At 33.9% G+C, this 17,897-nt stretch carries 17 protein-coding genes and 2 pseudogenes; 13 read left to right on the top strand and 6 right to left on the bottom strand.

The window, feature by feature from the left end; genetic code table 11:
- Positions 1–4: 4 nt before the first annotated feature.
- From F4W09_RS03525 to F4W09_RS03510, 3 genes are all read left to right on the top strand, one after another.
- On the top strand, positions 5–3,214 hold the full coding sequence (locus tag F4W09_RS03525) for a DEAD/DEAH box helicase (RefSeq protein ID WP_151504040.1): 3,210 nt from the start codon (positions 5–7) through the stop codon (positions 3,212–3,214).
- Positions 3,215–3,578: 364 nt separating this feature from the next.
- Positions 3,579–4,717, top strand: a protein-coding gene (locus F4W09_RS03515) for an IS3 family transposase (protein ID WP_151504038.1) whose coding sequence is annotated in 2 segments (ribosomal slippage) — positions 3,579–3,837 and positions 3,837–4,717 — 1,140 coding nt in all. Because the reading frame shifts where the segments join, the coding sequence is not laid out codon by codon here.
- A 102-nt stretch (positions 4,718–4,819) separates the two neighbouring features.
- Complete coding sequence (locus F4W09_RS03510) at positions 4,820–5,437, top strand: hypothetical protein (RefSeq protein ID WP_151504037.1); 618 nt, start codon at positions 4,820–4,822, stop codon at positions 5,435–5,437.
- 157 nt (positions 5,438–5,594) lie between these two features.
- Here the strand turns inward: F4W09_RS03510 and F4W09_RS03505 are convergent.
- Positions 5,595–5,693 (bottom strand): annotated as a pseudogene (locus F4W09_RS03505) (LysR family transcriptional regulator); the annotation flags it as partial.
- Here F4W09_RS03505 and F4W09_RS03500 point away from each other — a divergent pair.
- From F4W09_RS03500 to F4W09_RS03460, 9 genes and pseudogenes are all read left to right on the top strand, one after another.
- Complete coding sequence (locus tag F4W09_RS03500; protein WP_151504036.1) at positions 5,663–6,064, top strand: EndoU domain-containing protein; 402 nt, start codon at positions 5,663–5,665, stop codon at positions 6,062–6,064. The pseudogene F4W09_RS03505 and the gene F4W09_RS03500 overlap by 31 nt on opposite strands.
- Before the next feature lie 11 nt (positions 6,065–6,075).
- Complete coding sequence (locus F4W09_RS03495; RefSeq protein WP_151504035.1) at positions 6,076–6,480, top strand: hypothetical protein; 405 nt, start codon at positions 6,076–6,078, stop codon at positions 6,478–6,480.
- 70 nt (positions 6,481–6,550) lie between these two features.
- The gene (locus F4W09_RS17280; RefSeq protein ID WP_244948540.1) at positions 6,551–8,053 is read left to right on the top strand and encodes a hypothetical protein; all 1,503 of its coding nucleotides are present in this window, start codon (positions 6,551–6,553) and stop codon (positions 8,051–8,053) included.
- A gap of 259 nt (positions 8,054–8,312) precedes the next feature.
- Entirely contained in the window at positions 8,313–8,900 is a 588-nt protein-coding gene (locus F4W09_RS03485; RefSeq protein ID WP_335878863.1) for an Imm49 family immunity protein, read from the top strand.
- 271 nt (positions 8,901–9,171) lie between these two features.
- Positions 9,172–9,546, top strand: a complete 375-nt coding sequence (locus F4W09_RS03480; protein ID WP_151504034.1) for a hypothetical protein — start codon at positions 9,172–9,174, stop codon at positions 9,544–9,546.
- An 81-nt stretch (positions 9,547–9,627) separates the two neighbouring features.
- Positions 9,628–10,047 (top strand): DUF6911 family protein, encoded by a 420-nt coding sequence (locus F4W09_RS03475; protein WP_151504033.1) that lies wholly within the window; start codon positions 9,628–9,630, stop codon positions 10,045–10,047.
- Between the two features lie 91 nt (positions 10,048–10,138).
- Positions 10,139–10,582 carry an immunity protein YezG family protein gene (locus tag F4W09_RS03470; RefSeq protein ID WP_244948539.1) on the top strand — a complete coding sequence of 148 codons (444 nt, stop codon included), beginning with the start codon at positions 10,139–10,141 and terminating at the stop codon, positions 10,580–10,582.
- A gap of 86 nt (positions 10,583–10,668) precedes the next feature.
- Positions 10,669–11,043 carry a hypothetical protein gene (locus tag F4W09_RS03465; protein ID WP_151504032.1) on the top strand — a complete coding sequence of 125 codons (375 nt, stop codon included), beginning with the start codon at positions 10,669–10,671 and terminating at the stop codon, positions 11,041–11,043.
- 72 nt (positions 11,044–11,115) lie between these two features.
- Positions 11,116–12,044, top strand: a pseudogene (locus F4W09_RS03460) (IS5 family transposase).
- Positions 12,045–12,127: 83 nt separating this feature from the next.
- Here the strand turns inward: F4W09_RS03460 and F4W09_RS03455 are convergent.
- The 3 genes from F4W09_RS03455 to F4W09_RS03445 form a co-directional block, all read right to left on the bottom strand.
- Positions 12,128–12,859, bottom strand: a complete 732-nt coding sequence (locus tag F4W09_RS03455) for a Fic family protein (protein ID WP_151504031.1) — start codon at positions 12,857–12,859, stop codon at positions 12,128–12,130.
- 458 nt (positions 12,860–13,317) lie between these two features.
- A complete protein-coding gene (locus F4W09_RS03450) occupies positions 13,318–14,589 on the bottom strand; it encodes a tyrosine-type recombinase/integrase (protein WP_151504030.1) in 1,272 nt (423 codons plus the stop codon).
- Between the two features lie 583 nt (positions 14,590–15,172).
- On the bottom strand, positions 15,173–15,463 hold the full coding sequence (locus F4W09_RS03445; RefSeq protein ID WP_044739493.1) for a hypothetical protein: 291 nt from the start codon (positions 15,461–15,463) through the stop codon (positions 15,173–15,175).
- Between the two features lie 296 nt (positions 15,464–15,759).
- Here F4W09_RS03445 and F4W09_RS03440 point away from each other — a divergent pair, with 296 nt between their 5' ends.
- The gene (locus tag F4W09_RS03440) at positions 15,760–15,957 is read left to right on the top strand and encodes a hypothetical protein (protein ID WP_016167557.1); all 198 of its coding nucleotides are present in this window, start codon (positions 15,760–15,762) and stop codon (positions 15,955–15,957) included.
- A gap of 102 nt (positions 15,958–16,059) precedes the next feature.
- On the opposite strand, the gene F4W09_RS03435 is transcribed toward F4W09_RS03440, so the two are convergent.
- Positions 16,060–16,545 (bottom strand): hypothetical protein, encoded by a 486-nt coding sequence (locus F4W09_RS03435; protein ID WP_104440795.1) that lies wholly within the window; start codon positions 16,543–16,545, stop codon positions 16,060–16,062.
- A 65-nt stretch (positions 16,546–16,610) separates the two neighbouring features.
- Positions 16,611–17,885, bottom strand: a complete 1,275-nt coding sequence (locus F4W09_RS03430; RefSeq protein WP_151504029.1) for an MFS transporter — start codon at positions 17,883–17,885, stop codon at positions 16,611–16,613.
- Positions 17,886–17,897: the final 12 nt, after the last annotated feature.

The following is a 17,897-nucleotide window of genomic DNA, read 5'->3' as shown; positions in this document are numbered from 1 at the left end:
TCGCATGAAATTAGCATTTTGGAAAAGAAATAAAAATACTGAAGTTAGAAAAGATGAAACGACTAAATTGAATTTAAAACCATTTAGTTATAATGATCTTGGTATTACTTTTTCAATAACACAAAATGCTCAAACAGATGCTGATTTCTATTGGCAAAGTCTTGAAGAAGAGGAATTGGCATATCTTGTAGATGAACACTATGTACTCCCTTGGGAAGAGCTCTTTCAGATTCTGCAGGAGGAAGAGCATAAAAATGTTATTAACTTGCTTAACTTGCCAAAACAAACTTCTTTACGGCCAGTGATTAAAAGCGAAGGCGGTTTAAGTGATTCGAATTTTAAAATTATGCTAGATGGCTGGTTGAATGAAAATAACGTAAAGACTAAACAGATTATTCAACGTATTGGAGCAATTTTAATAATAGATGGCGTAGAATATTTATTAAGTGAGCAAAGTTTTAGGCTTGTAGAACAGTTGAAAGAGTTTTCAAGATTAGTAAATAAAGATAAAGAGTTAAATCAGAAATATTGGGCTAAGATTCGAAATTTATCAAATAAAGCAAATGCAAACTTAGATGATTTCTTAAGAAAGACAGTAGTTTTAGCACCAGAGAAACTACAACTAAATCTTCGTAAAAATCTAGTAAGCCAAGAATCTATTGTTGAGATTCAACCTACATTTGATGAAGCTCCATCTAATTGGTTAAAAACATTTGATCAATATAATCATGTTCAGGATCAATACAGTATTAGTCTACCAGATGGGGGTATTGCACACGTTGTGATTCCTTCTACGGTAAAGCAAGTACTGACCGAAATTAAAAAAATGCCAAGTAGGCGTGTTACGGGAGAAAGAGCTCAGGCATTTTTACACAATCCATTTGCTCAATTGGGTGATGATGCTATTGATGTTATTTCACTAGAAAGTTTTGAAACTTCGAAGCAGCAAGCAGAAATTTATACTTATACATTACAAATAAAAAAAATATATAACGAGTTAAAGCACTATATATCAGCAAAATTAGAGCTTTATGAAAACTCTGAAAGAGAACAGAATCCTATTTTGTTGGAGCTACATAATTTAGATCAGACTTTCTATTTTGTTCAAGCTTATGAGAAAAAGTCTCCATTTTTTATGTGGGCTGGATATGAAATTGAACGAAATAGTTATTTAGATCATCAAATTCAAGAGTTAAAAAATGATCTAAATGTAATAAAACAATATGAAGATGAGCTTCAAACAAAACAAGTGTTAGATTTATCTAATTACAGTGGACGTGTAATTGGTATTGGAGAAGCTGAAAAACTTAACTCTGAATTTATTAAAAGAGATAGTGGTGAATCCGAATGGTTACCGCAACATTTAATGGATTTGGAACAGCAATTGCAAGATAAAAATTTAGAGCAAAATATAGAACAACTAGAAAAATGTATTAGACAAGCAGAACAAAATAATTTAAATGAAATTGTCGTACCAAATACGGATACAAAATTATCACTAGAGCATGCTCAGACTCTATTAAATCAACTACGCATTTCGAAAAGTAAAGATCAAGATGAAAAGTTGGCAGAAAAGGAAACTCCTCAACCTAAGAAAAAGAAAGATACGTTGTTAATTGCGAACAATATTGATGAGGCTGAATTTACTAAACAAAGAGCCAATCTATTAATTTTTGATGAAAATAATTCTCCAACAGCCAGATTACCAACTAGTTTTAGAAGTAATGAATTTAGTTTAAAGCAGCACCAAGCATATGGGGTGGCCTGGTTACAGAATCTGCATCAGTATGCGCCCGAACAAGTGAGTGGATGCTTATTAGCAGATGACATGGGGTTAGGTAAAACACTTCAATTATTATGTTTTATTGGCGAATATTTAGAAAATGCTGAAGCAAAGAAACCTGTATTGGTTGTTGCTCCAGTTTCATTATTAGAAAATTGGGAAGCTGAAGCGAATCGATTTTTTAGTAACAGATTTCCAAAAATATTAAGTTTGTACGGTGACAAGTTAAAGGAAAGGAAGATTCCTAAACATCTCATTTCATCACAACTTCGAGAAAATCACGGTATTACGAATCTTCTTCAGGAAGACTGGCGTGGTGATGCAGATATTGTTTTAACGACATATGAGACGATGCGTGATCTAGAGTTCTCTTTGGCAAGAGAGGACTGGAGTATCATGATATGTGATGAAGCACAAAAAATTAAAGTTCCAACAGCCATGGTAACAAAAGCTGCTAAAGCTCAGAAAGCAGATTTTAAAATAGCATGTACAGGAACACCTGTTGAAAACTCTTTAACTGATCTTTGGTGTCTCTTTGATTTTATACAAGAAAACCTGTTAGGCCCACTCAATGAGTTTGTAAGAACGTATCGCAAACCTATAGAAAATCTAGAAGGAAGTGATGAAACAGCTCTTAAGCAACTTCGTGAAATGATTGCTCCACAAGTTTTAAGAAGAATGAAACATGATGTCGCGGATTTACCAGCTAAAGTCGAGGTCGATAGCTGTAAAGATATCCAAATTAGTTTATTGCAAAGACAATTGTATATTGATGTAGTTAACCGGTTCAAAAAATTAACTGCCGAAGGTAACCAGGGAGCAATGTTAAGCTCTTTACATAGTATGAGGATGATATGTGCTCATCCTTTACACTTTTACCCAACTGCAAGCTTGAATGATTCCCCAAAAGTGAATTGGTTGTTTGAAACATTAGAATCAATAAAACAAAAAAATGAAAAAGTAATAATATTTACTGAATTTAGAGATATACAAGTTTTTCTTAAGAGAATTCTGATGGAGCGATTTGGATTAAATATTACAACCGTAAATGGTGATTCTAATACCAGTAGTAAGAAAGGTTTAACTAGACAAAACTTAATTGATAAATTCCAAGAGAAATCCGGGTTTAATATTATTATTCTGTCTACTACAGCTGTAGGGTTTGGCGTGAATATACAACGTGCTAATCATGTTATCCATTATACACGTAGTTGGAATCCAGCAAAGGAAGATCAAGCGACTGATCGTGCATATCGTATTGGTCAAGATAAAGAAGTATTTGTTTATTATCCTACTATATCTGCTACTAAAGATTTTGATACTTTTGAGGTGAAGTTAGATAGACTTTTAGAAAGCAAGAGAGAGCTTGCAGACGATATGCTTAAACCGAAAACAGATGTTGGTAAAGAGTTAATGCAGTTAATAGATTAAATTGTGAAAAGTGATTTACTATATTTATTCTAAATTTTTAGAAGTAAATTTTAATTATTCTTGTTATGTAATAGAGCTAATGATTAATTTATTAGTCATTAGCTCTCATTGATTATTGATATTTACCAATCATCATCGCTACCAAAATAACCACTCTCTTGTTTGTCTAGGATGTCTTGCTCACGAGCTTTTTCTGGATCATATGGATATCATCATAATTACAATAATCCTCTTCATAGTAGTCTTCAGGATCCATTATTATTTGAATAGCCACCAAAATTCTAGACACACATAACCATCTTTTGGACTGCCACCACTCTCCTAGACAAATTTCGTCTATTCTTTTTGCATAGGAGAGAACCTTATGAGTGGACAAAGATATACCCCAGAATTTAAAGATGAAGCTGTTAAATTGATTACCGAACGTGGATATTCTGTCACTGATGTAGCAGAACGTTTAGGCGTATCACAACACAGCATTTATAAATGGCTAAAGGCGCTACAGCCTTTACGTAACAACTCTGATGAACATGAACTACTCGAAGCAAAGAAAGAAATCCTACGTCTTAAAAGTCAGCTTAAACAGACTGAAGAGGAACGGGATATTCTAAAAAAGGCCGCAAGGTACTTTGCAAGCCTGCCCGAGTAAAGTATCAGTTTATCCTGGAATACAGCCATCAATTTAAGATTAAAACGATGTGTCGGGTCCTTAAGATCGCTCGTGCTGGTTACTATGCCTGGTTGCATGAACCCGAATCAGGCAGGACTATTGAAGATAAGCGGTTATTACAGCTCATCCGTTCTTCTTATAATGCCAGCTATGGCATCTATGGTTATCGTCGCATTACGCTAGATCTAAAAGAATTGGGTGAAAGCTGCGGGCCCAATCGTGTGCTGAAGATCATGAAGAACAATGGTATTGCCGCTGTTCGAGGATATAAGAAACATAAAAGCTATGGTCGTGGTCGTCCTCAGATTGTGCTACCTAACCATTTAAATCGAGAGTTTATTGTAAACACACCTGATACTTCTTGGGTGACTGATATAACTTACATTCGCACATGGCAAGGCTGGTTATATCTGGCTGTGGTTCTTGATTTATATTCGAGAAAAGTCATCGGTTGGTCAATGAAACCTACGCTTGCCAAGGATATCGTTTTGGATGCACTTCTTATGGCGGTATGGCGACGTAGGCCAAATGAACCTGTGATCATACACTCTGACCAAGGCTCCCAATACAGCAGTAGAGACTGGCAGAAATTCTGTCAGAAACATAACTTAATACCCAGCATGAGCCGTAGAGGAAACTGTTGGGATAATGCCGTTGCTGAATCCTTTTTTAGCAGCTTAAAGAAGGAAAGAATTAAAAAGAGGATCTACAAAACACGAGAAATGGCTCGTGCAGATGTGTTTGATTACATCGAGATGTTTTACAATCGAATCAGGCGTCATTCGCATCTCGATGGGATGAGTCCAGAAGCCTTTGAGGCAGCTTCAAAATGAGGCTGTCTCGTGTCTAGGATACTGGGAGCAGTCCAATCGTACCTAATCGAAATTTATGGACAACACCAAAATCAATTAATATAAAGATTAAGGTGAAGTAATATGAATAGTTGGGTTGTTAATATTATTATCATTACGATTTTATGGATAGTTATATATGGATTATTCCGAATTTCGGTGGATTATTTTGAGAAGAAAAGGATATGTAAAGTGAATGCACAGGAAGAGCAACGGAGAGCTGGGATACAAGCAATCCTAAAAAACAAACCTTTTGTACTAGATCAAGCGGCGATTCAAATCGCAGCTGAAGAGTTTATGCAGGCATTAATTAAGTGGAAAGATCGGGATTCCATTCGTAAATTATTTGTTGAAACTAGAGATTCTTGGACAGAAGAAGAGCTTGATAGCGTAGTGCAACATGAGTCAAATTATATTGATCCAATAATAAAAGTGTACCAGCCTGTTTATGACGTGGCAATTCAGGGAGGAGTGGATCAGCCCTTTGCCTTTTCAAGTTACATCCATTCTTTTTTTACGGGTTTTTATTGGAGTGAAGTTGATTATCCCGAGATTAATAAGCCTTTAGATAAATTAAGTGAATTAATGAGAGGGGGGCTATCCCATGAAGAGTTTTGGGAAACTGAATATTATAAAAAACATCTTCTCCCTAAAAAGGTTCAAGAACGTATAGCGGAGTTAAAAAAGGAAGGAAAGTATTAATTTTATATTCTTACATCACCCGAATTCTACTTAAACCGAACAGAAGCTCCGTTGAATAAACTGAATATTCAGGGGGGCTATAGCTGACCGTGGCAGCCTGAAAGTGAATGAAATCCACGTAGAAAGTTTGCAGGATACAGCGACTAGCAGTTTTTTATTAAAGCCCTAAAACAACCTGATATGGTTTAAATCCTTCTATAACAGCATCGGATACCAGCTGGATAAATGCTTCTGTTTTTCCATAAGCCATCCATAATTGATTTTGATGGGCATATTTTAAATACCGAGATCAACAGTAGAGGGCGTTTAACAGGAGGGCATAGTATTGCTAATGGCAATATAAATGTTATTTCAAAAGCTACTCCAAATGCGCAGGGAGTTTATGAAGCGAAAATAAGTGTCCCAGATCCTAAAAATCCAAATAAAACTTTAACAAAAGATTCTACGATGTTTCCAGACAGTTGGAATGCAGATAGGATCAAAGTAGAGGTTGATGCTGCTTACAAAACAAAGAGCATTGTAATAAATTCAAATGGACAGTCGATGTGGGAAGGAATAACACCAAGTGGAGTAAAAGTAAGAGGCTATTTAGAACCGAATACAACAGTTTATCCGTTAATGAAATAAATAGGTAAAAAATGAAAGTTAAATATTGGTGGAAAGAATCTGAATCGTTAAGAGATGGCATCATGAGACCTAAATGTGATTGTGCAGAGGTCCTTGATGATTTTAAAGGCTTAGTCTTTAATTTTTTGAATGATGATGAAGGTCTTGGGTTAAAATATTTGAGTAAATGGATAGATGATGGATTGATTGAAATTGAAAAAATTAAAGTTGGTGAATTAAATTATTATGATATGTGGGGACAGGCTTGGGGGGCAGATATTACTAAAGAAAATGTTTTAATTTATTGGGGATATGATGATACCAAATACGAGGAAAGTTTAAGTTTTGAATGTTTTTATAAACTCGTAAGGAAATGGAGTGAGTTTTTAAAAACAGAACCTAGGATAGATCAAGTAGTTGAATTTGAATGTGAATAGCTTATAAACACTAAACAAAGCCACTGTTGACAAGCGGGATTAAAATTTCAAGCAAGCATATGATACTGTGATGAATCCTGCGAGAACTTTCGATTTTGTGCAAAAGCATCCTGAAGCGGCAACAGTTATCGAGCAGTTTAAAAATGGTGACTATGATGGACTCTTGGCGACTAAAGGCAGTATTCAGTTGTTAGCTCAAGCCCTTGGACAAGATGTGGATGTGCTTACAACTTCGATTACATCATTTCTTGGTATTAAAGGTGCATTTGATCATCAAACAAATACAGTTGTATTAGATGTAACGAGTGGAAATCGTTCAGAGATCGTCGATACCTTGGGACATGAAATTGCTCATGGACAAGGAATTAATAATGAAACTTCAGCTGATTTGATTGGTACAGCAACAGATTGGGCATTCAGTTCAGGTGTTAAAAATAGCCAAGACACAATTGATCAATATAAAGTTCAGTTAGGTGATGGGAAGGATTTAAATACCCAAGCACAAAATCAGGAAATATTAAAAAATTATAATCAGATATTTGTTGATAATATTTCTGAGCATCCTGATAGTATTGAAGATAAAACATCATATAAACAGAGTATTTCCAACTCATTATTTTGTTGGAATAAAGAGTGTACAGAGCAATTTAAGAATCTGGATAAAGCCCAGGAAGCTGCTTATAGACAGGGACAAGATAGGGCTGTATCAAAATTTGTAAATGATATTAAAAATCTGCCAAATGTACCAAGAGAAGTATATGAAGCAATAAAAAATGATCCTAAAGGTACTGCCGTCGCAATATTAAAAGGAATTGCGAGTATTCCAAGTGAAATATGGGATACAACAAAAATAATATCTAAAGTAAATGCTGTTGGAGATTCACCGGCTGAGTTTGAAAAACTTGGTAATGCTGAAATGACCACAGCATTAAATGGGATATCTGCACTATTGAGTGCTGGGACTGTAACAGTTGCGAAGAAAGGTGATGGTATAGTTATTGAGGCTACCAAAAGTGTTAAGCGTATTTTACAAAATGATCCAGCAAAATTGCCAACAATTAAAACAAGTGCAGGAGGTTATATAAAGGCAAGCATAATTACACAAAATGGAAAGATCATTGATCCGCCAAAGGAGGTTTTAAATAAACAAAAAGAATTAATAGGCAATAAAGATAAGAATGCAACTGACATACTACGAGAGGAAATTGCTGATAGTTATTTTAAAAATAGTGGTTACACTAAACTTGAAAGTAAATGTGGAAGCAATTGCTTTGATGGTGTGTATATGAAAAATGGTGAACTTTATGTTGTAGAGGTTAAGCCTTTGAGTCGAAACGCTATTAATTTAAGTAGTAATAAAAACTCACCGAATAATATTGGTGTACAGATGTCCAATGAATGGATTATTAGCCGTACTGATGAATTGGTAAAAACAAGGAATCCACAAGCTTTAAAAACAGCCGAGTTAATAAATAAGGCAATTGATACTGGAAAACCAGTGAATAAGATTGTGGTAGGTGTAAACGATAGCCGTGCGGTTACTTTAAATCTTGGTAATAAGGTGACTAGCTAATGAAATTGGATTCTTTAGACAATCTAAATGCAATGGTTACTTTTTATCAAAGTCAAGAAGATGAAAGAAAACGCTTAATAGTTGATAGGATAAAAAAAATCAGCAACATGGTGCAGTATATGAATCTTTAGCCAGAGGCTGTGGTTATAACGGATTATATGCTTTAGCTAGTGAAAATGATATTAATTGCTTAAAACAGTGGTTCTATGTATTAAGTTTATTACGAGCAGAAAGTTGTAAATATTCGGGTGGTTACTCTATGTCAACCCCCGATGGATTTATTTTTTCTTTATTATCAGATAGCAAGGAGATTGTAGATAAATTTTCTTGTTTAGATACTGTTAACCTGTTATGGGGCGAGTATGAACCTAGTTATCAAGAGGCTAAATTCAAACCATCTAAAGATGATCCTAGATTTCGAACGCATGCTTTGCAAGCAGTACTTAGAAATGATTGGAAGGATTATAATGAAATTAAAGCAGTCACTAATCAAAAAATCAAGAAATTAAGAGAAGTGGCACAGTTCGAATTTGAGATTTATGATGCTATTTATGATAAGGATAAAGATAAAATTATAGATATTGTGCAGACTTTACTAAAACCAAGAGTCCACAAAGCATATAATAAAGATTTTGGTGAAGAATTTAATGGAGATATTTGGTCACATCATCCAGTCATGTTTACTAAACTTGCATGGATGAATGGATTGGAAATTGAACTTGATAATCCTTTAGTTCCTATGGAATTAATGCCAGTAAAACCATTGGATCACTATAACTACCATTATGATTTTTTAGATCCAAACTGGAAGCCAAAAAGCTTTTGGTCAAAGCTATTTAGTAAGTAGATTGCCTCGTTCCACCCTTGTAGGGTGGAATACCAAACAGGTTGGCTTATGATTTATAACAAAAACTATTCAGTTATGGAGTGAAAGTTAGCCATGCTAAATTATCCAAAATAATAATATTCACTTATGGCACGTAGTCATTATAAATTTAAAGATCATCAATATCCTTACTTTATGACATGTACTATTTAGAAAGAAATATCCAAATATTAATTTGAATATTGTAGATAGTAATGGTTATTTGTATACACCTAAAAATAGGAAATAATTGATGAATAAGATAAATTATGATGATCTAAAATTAGGTGTTTTAGATGATTTTTATCAAGAAATGCTCAACCATGGGCATCAATGCGATGTTCAATATGAAACAGTTTTAGGGCATCTGATTTATGAATATGAAGAGGGGTTTTCCAATGTTGAAATTATTATTATTGAATTTGTGATTTATGTAATAGCTGGAAAATTTATTTCTGAAAAGTTATCCGAAAAACTCAGGAGTGATTTAGCTGATAAATTAAATAAAGTGGAATTTAAATTGCTTTTAAAATTATTAGATTTTGATGATAAAACAAATTTTTTACATGATTTATTTTTGCTGAAGTTTATTGATGAAGAAACTAGAGCAAAATTAACAAAAATTTAAGTAATGTTATCGAATGAAGATCAAAATTTTAGACAAATTGTGATATACAGCTCAGTAGTAATTTCATTAAAAAGGTAAAAAATGAAGCGAATTGAGATGGGAGGGTATTACTCAGGCTCTATAAATCAAGGGAGATTGTATTTCCCTAAAATATTAGATCCAAAGACTATAGATATTTTAATGACTCTAAGCCTTATCGAAAATCAGAAATATGGCGTATTGGAATTAGAAAATACTTTAGCCAAGGATGAAGTTGAACCACAAAAATTAACTTTATATTTTGAAGATGGCAACTATTTACTAATGCTATTAGATTATGACGATGAAGGTTATATTGATGTCAGAACACTATATAACCCTGATGCTCCCAAAGGTGTATTTCAAAATATATTAGGAGAGCCTTATGGTGCAACATCAATTGTGCAAGATATAGAGTTAGTGAAAAAATGTTTTATTGAATTTAATCAAACAGGGAGTGTTTCTAGGGATTTACTGAATTAAAAATCAGTTGTAATCCAAATAAGTGGAAATAATTGGACTGGATCCAGAGAAGGTAAAAAGATTATGATTTTCGGAAACCCCGAGAAAATAAATGATGAATGATCAAAAAATATATCAAAATCTAGGCGAGTTGTTATGGTCAATAATGGCAGAAGATGCTGGGATAATGTTTTGTGAAGGTTATATTTACCCTGATTCTTCATCTTATAGTTTTGAGTGGGTTACAAAAAACAATAAAACTAGATGGTTTGATTTTGATCAAATACCTCATGAGGTTGGAGATAAAATAATCCAGTTAATGGAAATTCTCATTACTCTAGAAATTTTTAAAGAAAAGTGGACTCAATTTAAAATATCTTTAACTGATGCTGGAAAATTTAATATTGATTTTGCTTATATCCCAGAAGATGATCGTTGGCCTGGGTTATATATGAAGGCAGTTAGTGATTTGAAGGAAGAAGAGTTAGATGAATATAACATTTCTTTTGAGGAATGGGAGAAACGAGTAAAATTGAAAGAACAAAATAAAAAATAATGGTGTAAATAATTTTGTGTGATTGCTTTTCATAAATTTAAAGGTGATTGTTTAAGCGGTCACCGAATTCAATAATAAATCGGCTCATGGCTGAGTATAATTTTTATCTTAGTAAATATAATCAAGGGTTGAGTTTTATATTTACTGATGAATCCTTTTATTTAAATCAGTCTGATAAACATATAACAGGTGAAAATATATATTTGACCACGATATTTTGTTATAATGAGGGGGTAGAAGGATTTTCTCAATATAAAAGAGGTCTTCCTTTTGAAATAAATTTTTTAATGAAGCAAAATCAATTAGAGAAAAATTTAGGGGAACCTTTATTTACTAAAAGTGATGAAAATCTTATTGTACAAAGTCAAAAGTGGCAGATTAAAGAATATCCATTTACTTTGTATGTCTCATATACTAATCAAGAGGTAATTAGGTATGTATCATTAAGTATCCCATATTAATGGAAAATAGTTTTAAAAGGCTTTGTTGCATAAACCTACCATCGAAGATTTATTCAACAATATAATTTCGGAATGAATAAGCCTGCACCTAAAATCTATCGTACAACCAATTGGTTCTCATATAACAGAGCGTTAATTAATAGAGAAAATATTTCAATTTGGTTTGATCCAAAAACATAATGGTATGCAGAACCACAAGACAAATAAGATCGAAGTCAACTCCGATACAGCTCTTCAATGCTGTTTAATGATCAAATCTCTATTTTGACTCTCTTTACGCATAGTCACAGGTTTTGTTCAAAGTCTGATTAAAATTTGTGGATTAAATTGGATAGCACCAGATTACACCACGCTTTGTAGAAGACAAAAGCAGATTGATATTGCGATTAGCTACCAAAAAAGTAGCGATGGGCTACATCTACTCGTGGACTCTACTGGCTTGAAATTTCTAGGTGAAGGTGAATGGAAATGTAAGAAACATGGATCTGAATATCGTCGCCAATGGCGTAAGCTTCATCTTACTATAGATGCTGAAACCCTTCAAATACGCGCTATTCAGCTTACAACCAATAATGTGAGTGATTCACAGATACTTGGTGATTTACTCGATCAGATTCCACAAGATGAGCAGATTAACTCTGTTTATACCGATGGAGCTTATGACACCAAGCAATGCCGTCAGGTCATTGCAGATCAGCAAGCGCATGCGGTGATTCCGCCAAGAAAAAATGCGAAATCTTGGAAAGATACAAAGACCAGTTCGCTAGAGCGAAATGAATTACTTTGAACAATTAAACGTTTAGGCAGGACACTATGGAAAAAAATGGTCAGGCTATCATCGCCGAAGTTTGGTCGAAACTAAGATGCATTGCATCAAATTATTGGGGGATAAACTCAGTGCGAGAAATTTTCAAAGCCAAGTCAATGAGATGCATGCACGTGTAGCAGTATTAAATAAATTTACAGAGTTAGGCCGACCTCACACCCAAGTTGCCACTTAAATTTGAGTCGCTTAGGGGATTTCTATGTGTTAAATCTTTGTGCAACAAAGCCATTTAATGGCTGAATAGCTACAGTACAAGCTCTATATCCCTAAAACAACTTGATATGGTTTAAATCCTTCTAGTACAGCTTCGGAAACGAGGTTGATAAATGGTTCAGTTTTTCCATAAGCCATCCACTGATCCAAAGCTTCATAGTAAGCCAATCGATTTTCAACTGTAATCACACAAGGCGGATAGCCAGCCTTTAATAATTCAAGATTCAACAAAAGACGTGATGTGCGTCCATTGCCATCAATGAACGGATGAATACCCACAAAATCACCATGTACTTTGGCCGCACGTTCAATTGGATGAAGCTTATGTGCTTCTGATTTGTACCAATCAACTAGCTGAGCCATCTTATCATTCAACAGTGTATAGTCGGGTGGGGTAGTCGTAGCACCTGAAATCAATACGTTTTGTTGGCGATAACGTCCTGCATTGTCATCATCAATATTTTTTAGAATGAGTTGATGGATATTACGAATTTGCCATTCAGAAAAAGGCTCTTCTTTTCTAATAATATCTTCAACGTAATAAATGGCATTTCTATGGTTAATTGCCTCGAAGTGTTCTCTTAATGCCTTCCCACCGACAGTTATACCTTCTAATACGACTTTAGTTTCTAAAAGAGTAAGCGTATTTCCTTCAATAGCATTGGAATGATAAGTCCATCGTACAATAAGGTCTTCTTGTAAATTTTTTACTATTGCTGGTGATAGGGGACGATGCTGATCTAATTTTTTCTTTAAAGCATCAATATTTTCAAACATAACCTTATCCCTGAAATTGTACTATTGAATGATACATGAAAAAAATAAATATAAAAAAGTAATGTTATAACATAATATTTTCATTGGGTTATAAGGATGTTAAAATCAGTACACCATTTCAAATCCTGAATTAGTATTTGAACAAGATTTATAAGTGATTCAATACACTAAATCTGACGTGGGTCAAAATTGGGTCAATGAATTTTTTTATTCAATAAAATGGCTTTAAAATGAGTGAGTTGGGTTTTGAGTTCAATTGACGCCACCGCACATAAAATTATACCTATCTAAATAATCTAAGCAGCTATTTTATAATCATTTATACTTGAAGAAGATTTATTGGCTGCTAGTTTCTTTATATGAAGGTATTTAATATGGTGAAGCCGAAGATTATTACTGTTCATGAAATGAGGTGAATAAAAAGAGCTTTATAGCTCTTTTTAAGAATACTCTTACAATTATTGTTGTGTAATACCAGCTTCTGATAGCATCCAGTTTTCATATTCTATATGCCATTTTCTAAGTAAATCGATTGGCCGCACGGTGTAATGCTTCTCTTCGGTACCGCTAGGTTTGTGTCCAGCAATTTGGGCAACGATACCACTAGGTAGAGATACCCATTCTGAAAGAGTCTTGAATGAACGCCGTAGTCCATGAATTGATAAGTTATTGATTCCTGCATTAGCTGCAGATGTTTTAAGGCTTTTTGTTGGTTCTACTATATAGCCAGTGGATGACTTGTCAGAATAAAAAACGTATTCATTAAGCTTAGGTAAATTCAGAAGAAGATTTTTGATAAACGGAGTAAGGGGAATAATACGACCTTCATCATCAATCTTATCGACAATCTTCATTGTATTCCATTTTAAGTCTACGTCTTTCCATTTCAAGGTAGCAATCTCGTTACGCCTAGCACCTGTCATTAATGTAGTAAGAAGATATGCAGATATATATTGGTTTGGTAGAGAAAGTACTGCTTTGAAGAAAGCAGGTAATTGTTCTTTCTGTAAACAGTCTTTTTTTGCTTTAGTAGATGCGACAGATTGCTTTACTGTTTTTGAATGGATGGATTTATCAGGCAATAGTCCCGTATAAAGACTTTGTTCTTCAGCCCAATTAAGGCAAGCTCTTACTAGACGGTATGAAAGTGCAGCTGATGTAGGTCTGGTTTCATTTTCTTTGTCTAACCATTTTTTAAGGACGACACTGCTCAACTCACTTAAAGGAATATCTAAAAGGGCATATATAGGCTGTGGTTTTGATAAAGAACTTTTTTTACCTATCTTGATTTCATTTTTCCCAGAGGCTAAACGAATATGATCTTTATAAGTTCTTTCTCGCCAACGAAATTTATTAGCTGCTAGATAATCTTCCCATACATCTTTAAAGAGAAGTTTATTACGTTTATTTTGTTTTATTTCCTGTTCATTTTGCTCAATGAGTCTTTTTTTCTCAAGTCTTGGATCAATTCCATTAAAACACATGATATCGAGCTCTTTGGCTTTTTGACGAGCTTGATCAATCGTACAGGTGGGAAATGAACCAATACTTATCTTGATGACTTTACCACCTAAACGAGTCTGAAATAGGAATGACTTTTTAGAGGAGGTATAAGTTTTTAAGCCTAATCCTTTCACTAATTCATCCCAATAAATTACATAATCCTTTTCAGAAGGGCAGATGCACTGTGTAAGTCGAGTTGTTGTAAATTTAAAGGTTGTAGTTGTCATAAAAAAAGGTAGCAAATAGGTAGCAGATAAAATCAATTTTAAGGTTTTATTATCAACTCAAAAAAGATTGGTTGTTTTGATAATTCTATGTATATCATTAAATTAAAGCAATATAAGAACTCTAATAAACGCTAATAAATATAGTGAAGTAAGAACTCATAATCCGTTGGTCCCCAGTTCGAGTCTGGGTGGGCCCACCAAATTCAACCTCGTAACTCATTGAGTTACGAGGTTTTTTAATGACTATTATTTTAGACCAACAGATTTTTCAGTCTATTTTAAGGTCCATCCGTTTGGGAGTCCTTAAGTTTGTGTAAGTGTTTGGCTTTTTTACATTTGATGTTTTGCACTTTTTCTAAAATGAAACAAATGTAGATAGAAGATAGACTATTTGTTTTATTCTTCTAGATTTCACATTGTTAATGTAGCTCACCATTGACTATTAAGACTTTATTAAGATAAGGCCGATTAAAAGTTTTAAATAATTTAGTAGTTCAAGACGCAGCGCATAAAAAAGGAAACCCCCAAAGGAGAGTTTCCTTTTTATTTTCTTATTGTAGGGTTAAATGATAAAAATATTGCATCATAAGAGCCAATTCTCTTTAGAACCATTATCTACGTATTCCCAAAATTGATGCACTCCATTATCGTGAAATTTTAAGGTAAAGGGTTTATCAGTTATCAGTTCAGTTACACAATTTTGATATGAAACAACAACTTTCGCAAAAATTTCATGATCATTATTTTGATAAAAGTTTATTGTTGGGCTTTGGTTTTCTAGGAAATAACAATTCTCTGGCAAAAATACCATTTGCTTTGCTGTATCAATCGCTTCATGACGATCTTTGTCAGAAAAGAATACATCGAAATTCATGAGCTTTGAACCTCTTTTTCTTATCCCTTTCTTCATTGTAGAAGTAAATCTATAAAATGCAAAACAAATCACATTAAATTAATATAATGATACATAAAGCAATTTAATTTATTTATATGTAAAATTAATCATATTTATGGGGTTGTGGTTTTACAAAATTTTTATCAATGAATTTCATCTATTTAATGAGTTTTTATTTATAAAACAGTGATGTATTTATCATAAAATTATCATATGTTGATAAAAATCAACATATATGCTAGAATTTAAGCTAATTTAGGCAGTTCGAGGTTGTTATGATCTTTTTTGACGGAGAACAAGTTTTCCCAGATCGAGCAAATAACTTTAAAACTTTCTTAAAAAAATATCTTAGTGAACAAGATGGCGAATACTTATTAGAAGAAAAATCTTTTGTTTATGATGCTGAAAATGATGAATTTCTAGAATCAGAGATTCAGGCATTTTATTCACTCTGGTCTGCAATTTTAGACTAGTAAAAACCGCCTTAAAGGCGGTTTTTTTGTATGCAATAACACGATGAATCAGAAGTAGGCCGGTAAAATTTTAACAAGGGGAGTTTTTTGTTCGAGTTGTTGTTATAACGCGCCAAATTGCTGCCAAGTCTCCCCGTTATGTAAAGAGTCATAATAATTTTGCAGTTCAACTAAATCATAATATTGACTATAAGCCACGAGCAGTAAGCTGATGACCAGTCCGATTTTAAGACAGGCAAGTCTGTTAGGCTTTCTATATAAATTATCTAGTCCAAAGGCAGTTAAAATTAAAGCAGGAACCAACACAATGGCTTTTAAATGGTTTAGAAAGTCCAGTCCATGTGTATATAGTAGCCCAATAATAAGCAGTACAACTCCTAAACTGGCGTAAATACGGCTGTCCAGAGAAGTGCGTAATGCAAAAATACATTGAAGGGTTAAAATAAAACTGGCAAATAAATAAAAAGTAGTTCCACCAATAATGACCGTATAAATTGCATTGAGTACGCAATACGCCAATATAAGAAAGATGATTAAAAAGTACATGAGCGTATAAAGTCGATGGGTTAATTCGGTTGTTTTTGCCATAAAAATCAATCCTTATCCAAACTCATTACGCTTAAAATAAGCATAGGCATATTCTCTGTAAGCTTCTATTTTTCTGTTGTAAGTATTGTATATTTCTCATGATTTAATGATGTTTTTAGTAAATTTCGGGTAAGAAAGTAACTGATGAAACAGAGGCTTAAACAAAGACTCGCACCAATCAATAAAGCAGGTGTGATGGATAAATATCGGGTTATAATACTGCTTTGTAACCCTCCTAATTGATTTCCAGAAGTCACCAATATGCCATTCAGAGCAGCGACACGTCCTAAAAGTTGTTTCGGTGGAAGCTGTTGTAATAAGTGTTGACGTATAACCATACCAATACAGTCGAAAGCACCGATGAATATTAACAAGATGAACGAAAGCCAGAGTAATTTTGAGAGTGCAAACACCAGTGTCAAAGTTGCTATGCCTGTAGTGATGAGCAACATATTCCGTAAAGCATTTTGCGCAGGAGAAAAATGCAGCAGAATGAATATCATAATACAACTGCCTAGGGCAGGTGCCGCTCTTAATAAGCTTAAACTCTCAGCACCAAGCTGTAGGACGTCTTGAGTAATAATCGGCAGTAATATTACAACGCTGCAAAATAATGCCGCGATGAGGTCAAGTAATAGGCTCCAAAACAACACGCGTTGTTGCAGCATAAAGTACAATGCTTCTTTTAAACTACGATGAAGTTTGGTTTCAAATGTGGTTGGGAAAGTACGTTTTGAAAGGTGAAAAAGGCTTACACTTCCTAAACAGCAAAAGATGAATACCACCATAAGTGTGAACTTGAGTCCAAACTGACTCAGTAAAAGTCCCGCACATAGTGGTGCTGTGATTGCTCCGAACTGCCATATACCACTTGTCCAAGTAGCAGCATTTGCTTGTGCATGAGTTGGAATTAAAAAAGGGCGTAATGAATTGAATGTAGGGCTGTAAATTCCACGTATGACGCCTAAGCAAAAAATTAGAAAATAGATGCCTGTTAATAATAAATTTTGTGTAATTTGTTGTTCTTCATAGCTTTTAAAAAGGACAATAAAGAGTAATGGAACTGCACAACTGCAACAGAAACTGCATTGTAAAATTTTCTGACGATTATAGTGATCGGCCCAATGACCGCTCATAAAAGAAAAACCAATAAATGGAATTAACTCTGCAACAGCAATTAAACCTAAACTTAAAGGGTCTTGGGTAATCTGATAAAGCGCGTAACTAATGGCAATTTCTTGCATAACAAGAGCAAGCACCAGACAGAGTTGATTGATACTGAGTAAGGAAAAATCGCGCAAACGAAATGCAGTAAATGCATCGGAGCGTAAAAGAAACATAATTAAAAACAG

Source organism: Acinetobacter tandoii (assembly GCF_008867985.1).
In the GTDB taxonomy this organism is placed as follows: domain Bacteria; phylum Pseudomonadota; class Gammaproteobacteria; order Pseudomonadales; family Moraxellaceae; genus Acinetobacter; species Acinetobacter tandoii.
Note: the sequence above shows the minus strand (reverse complement) of the source record. Positions and strands in the feature narration are given on the sequence as shown.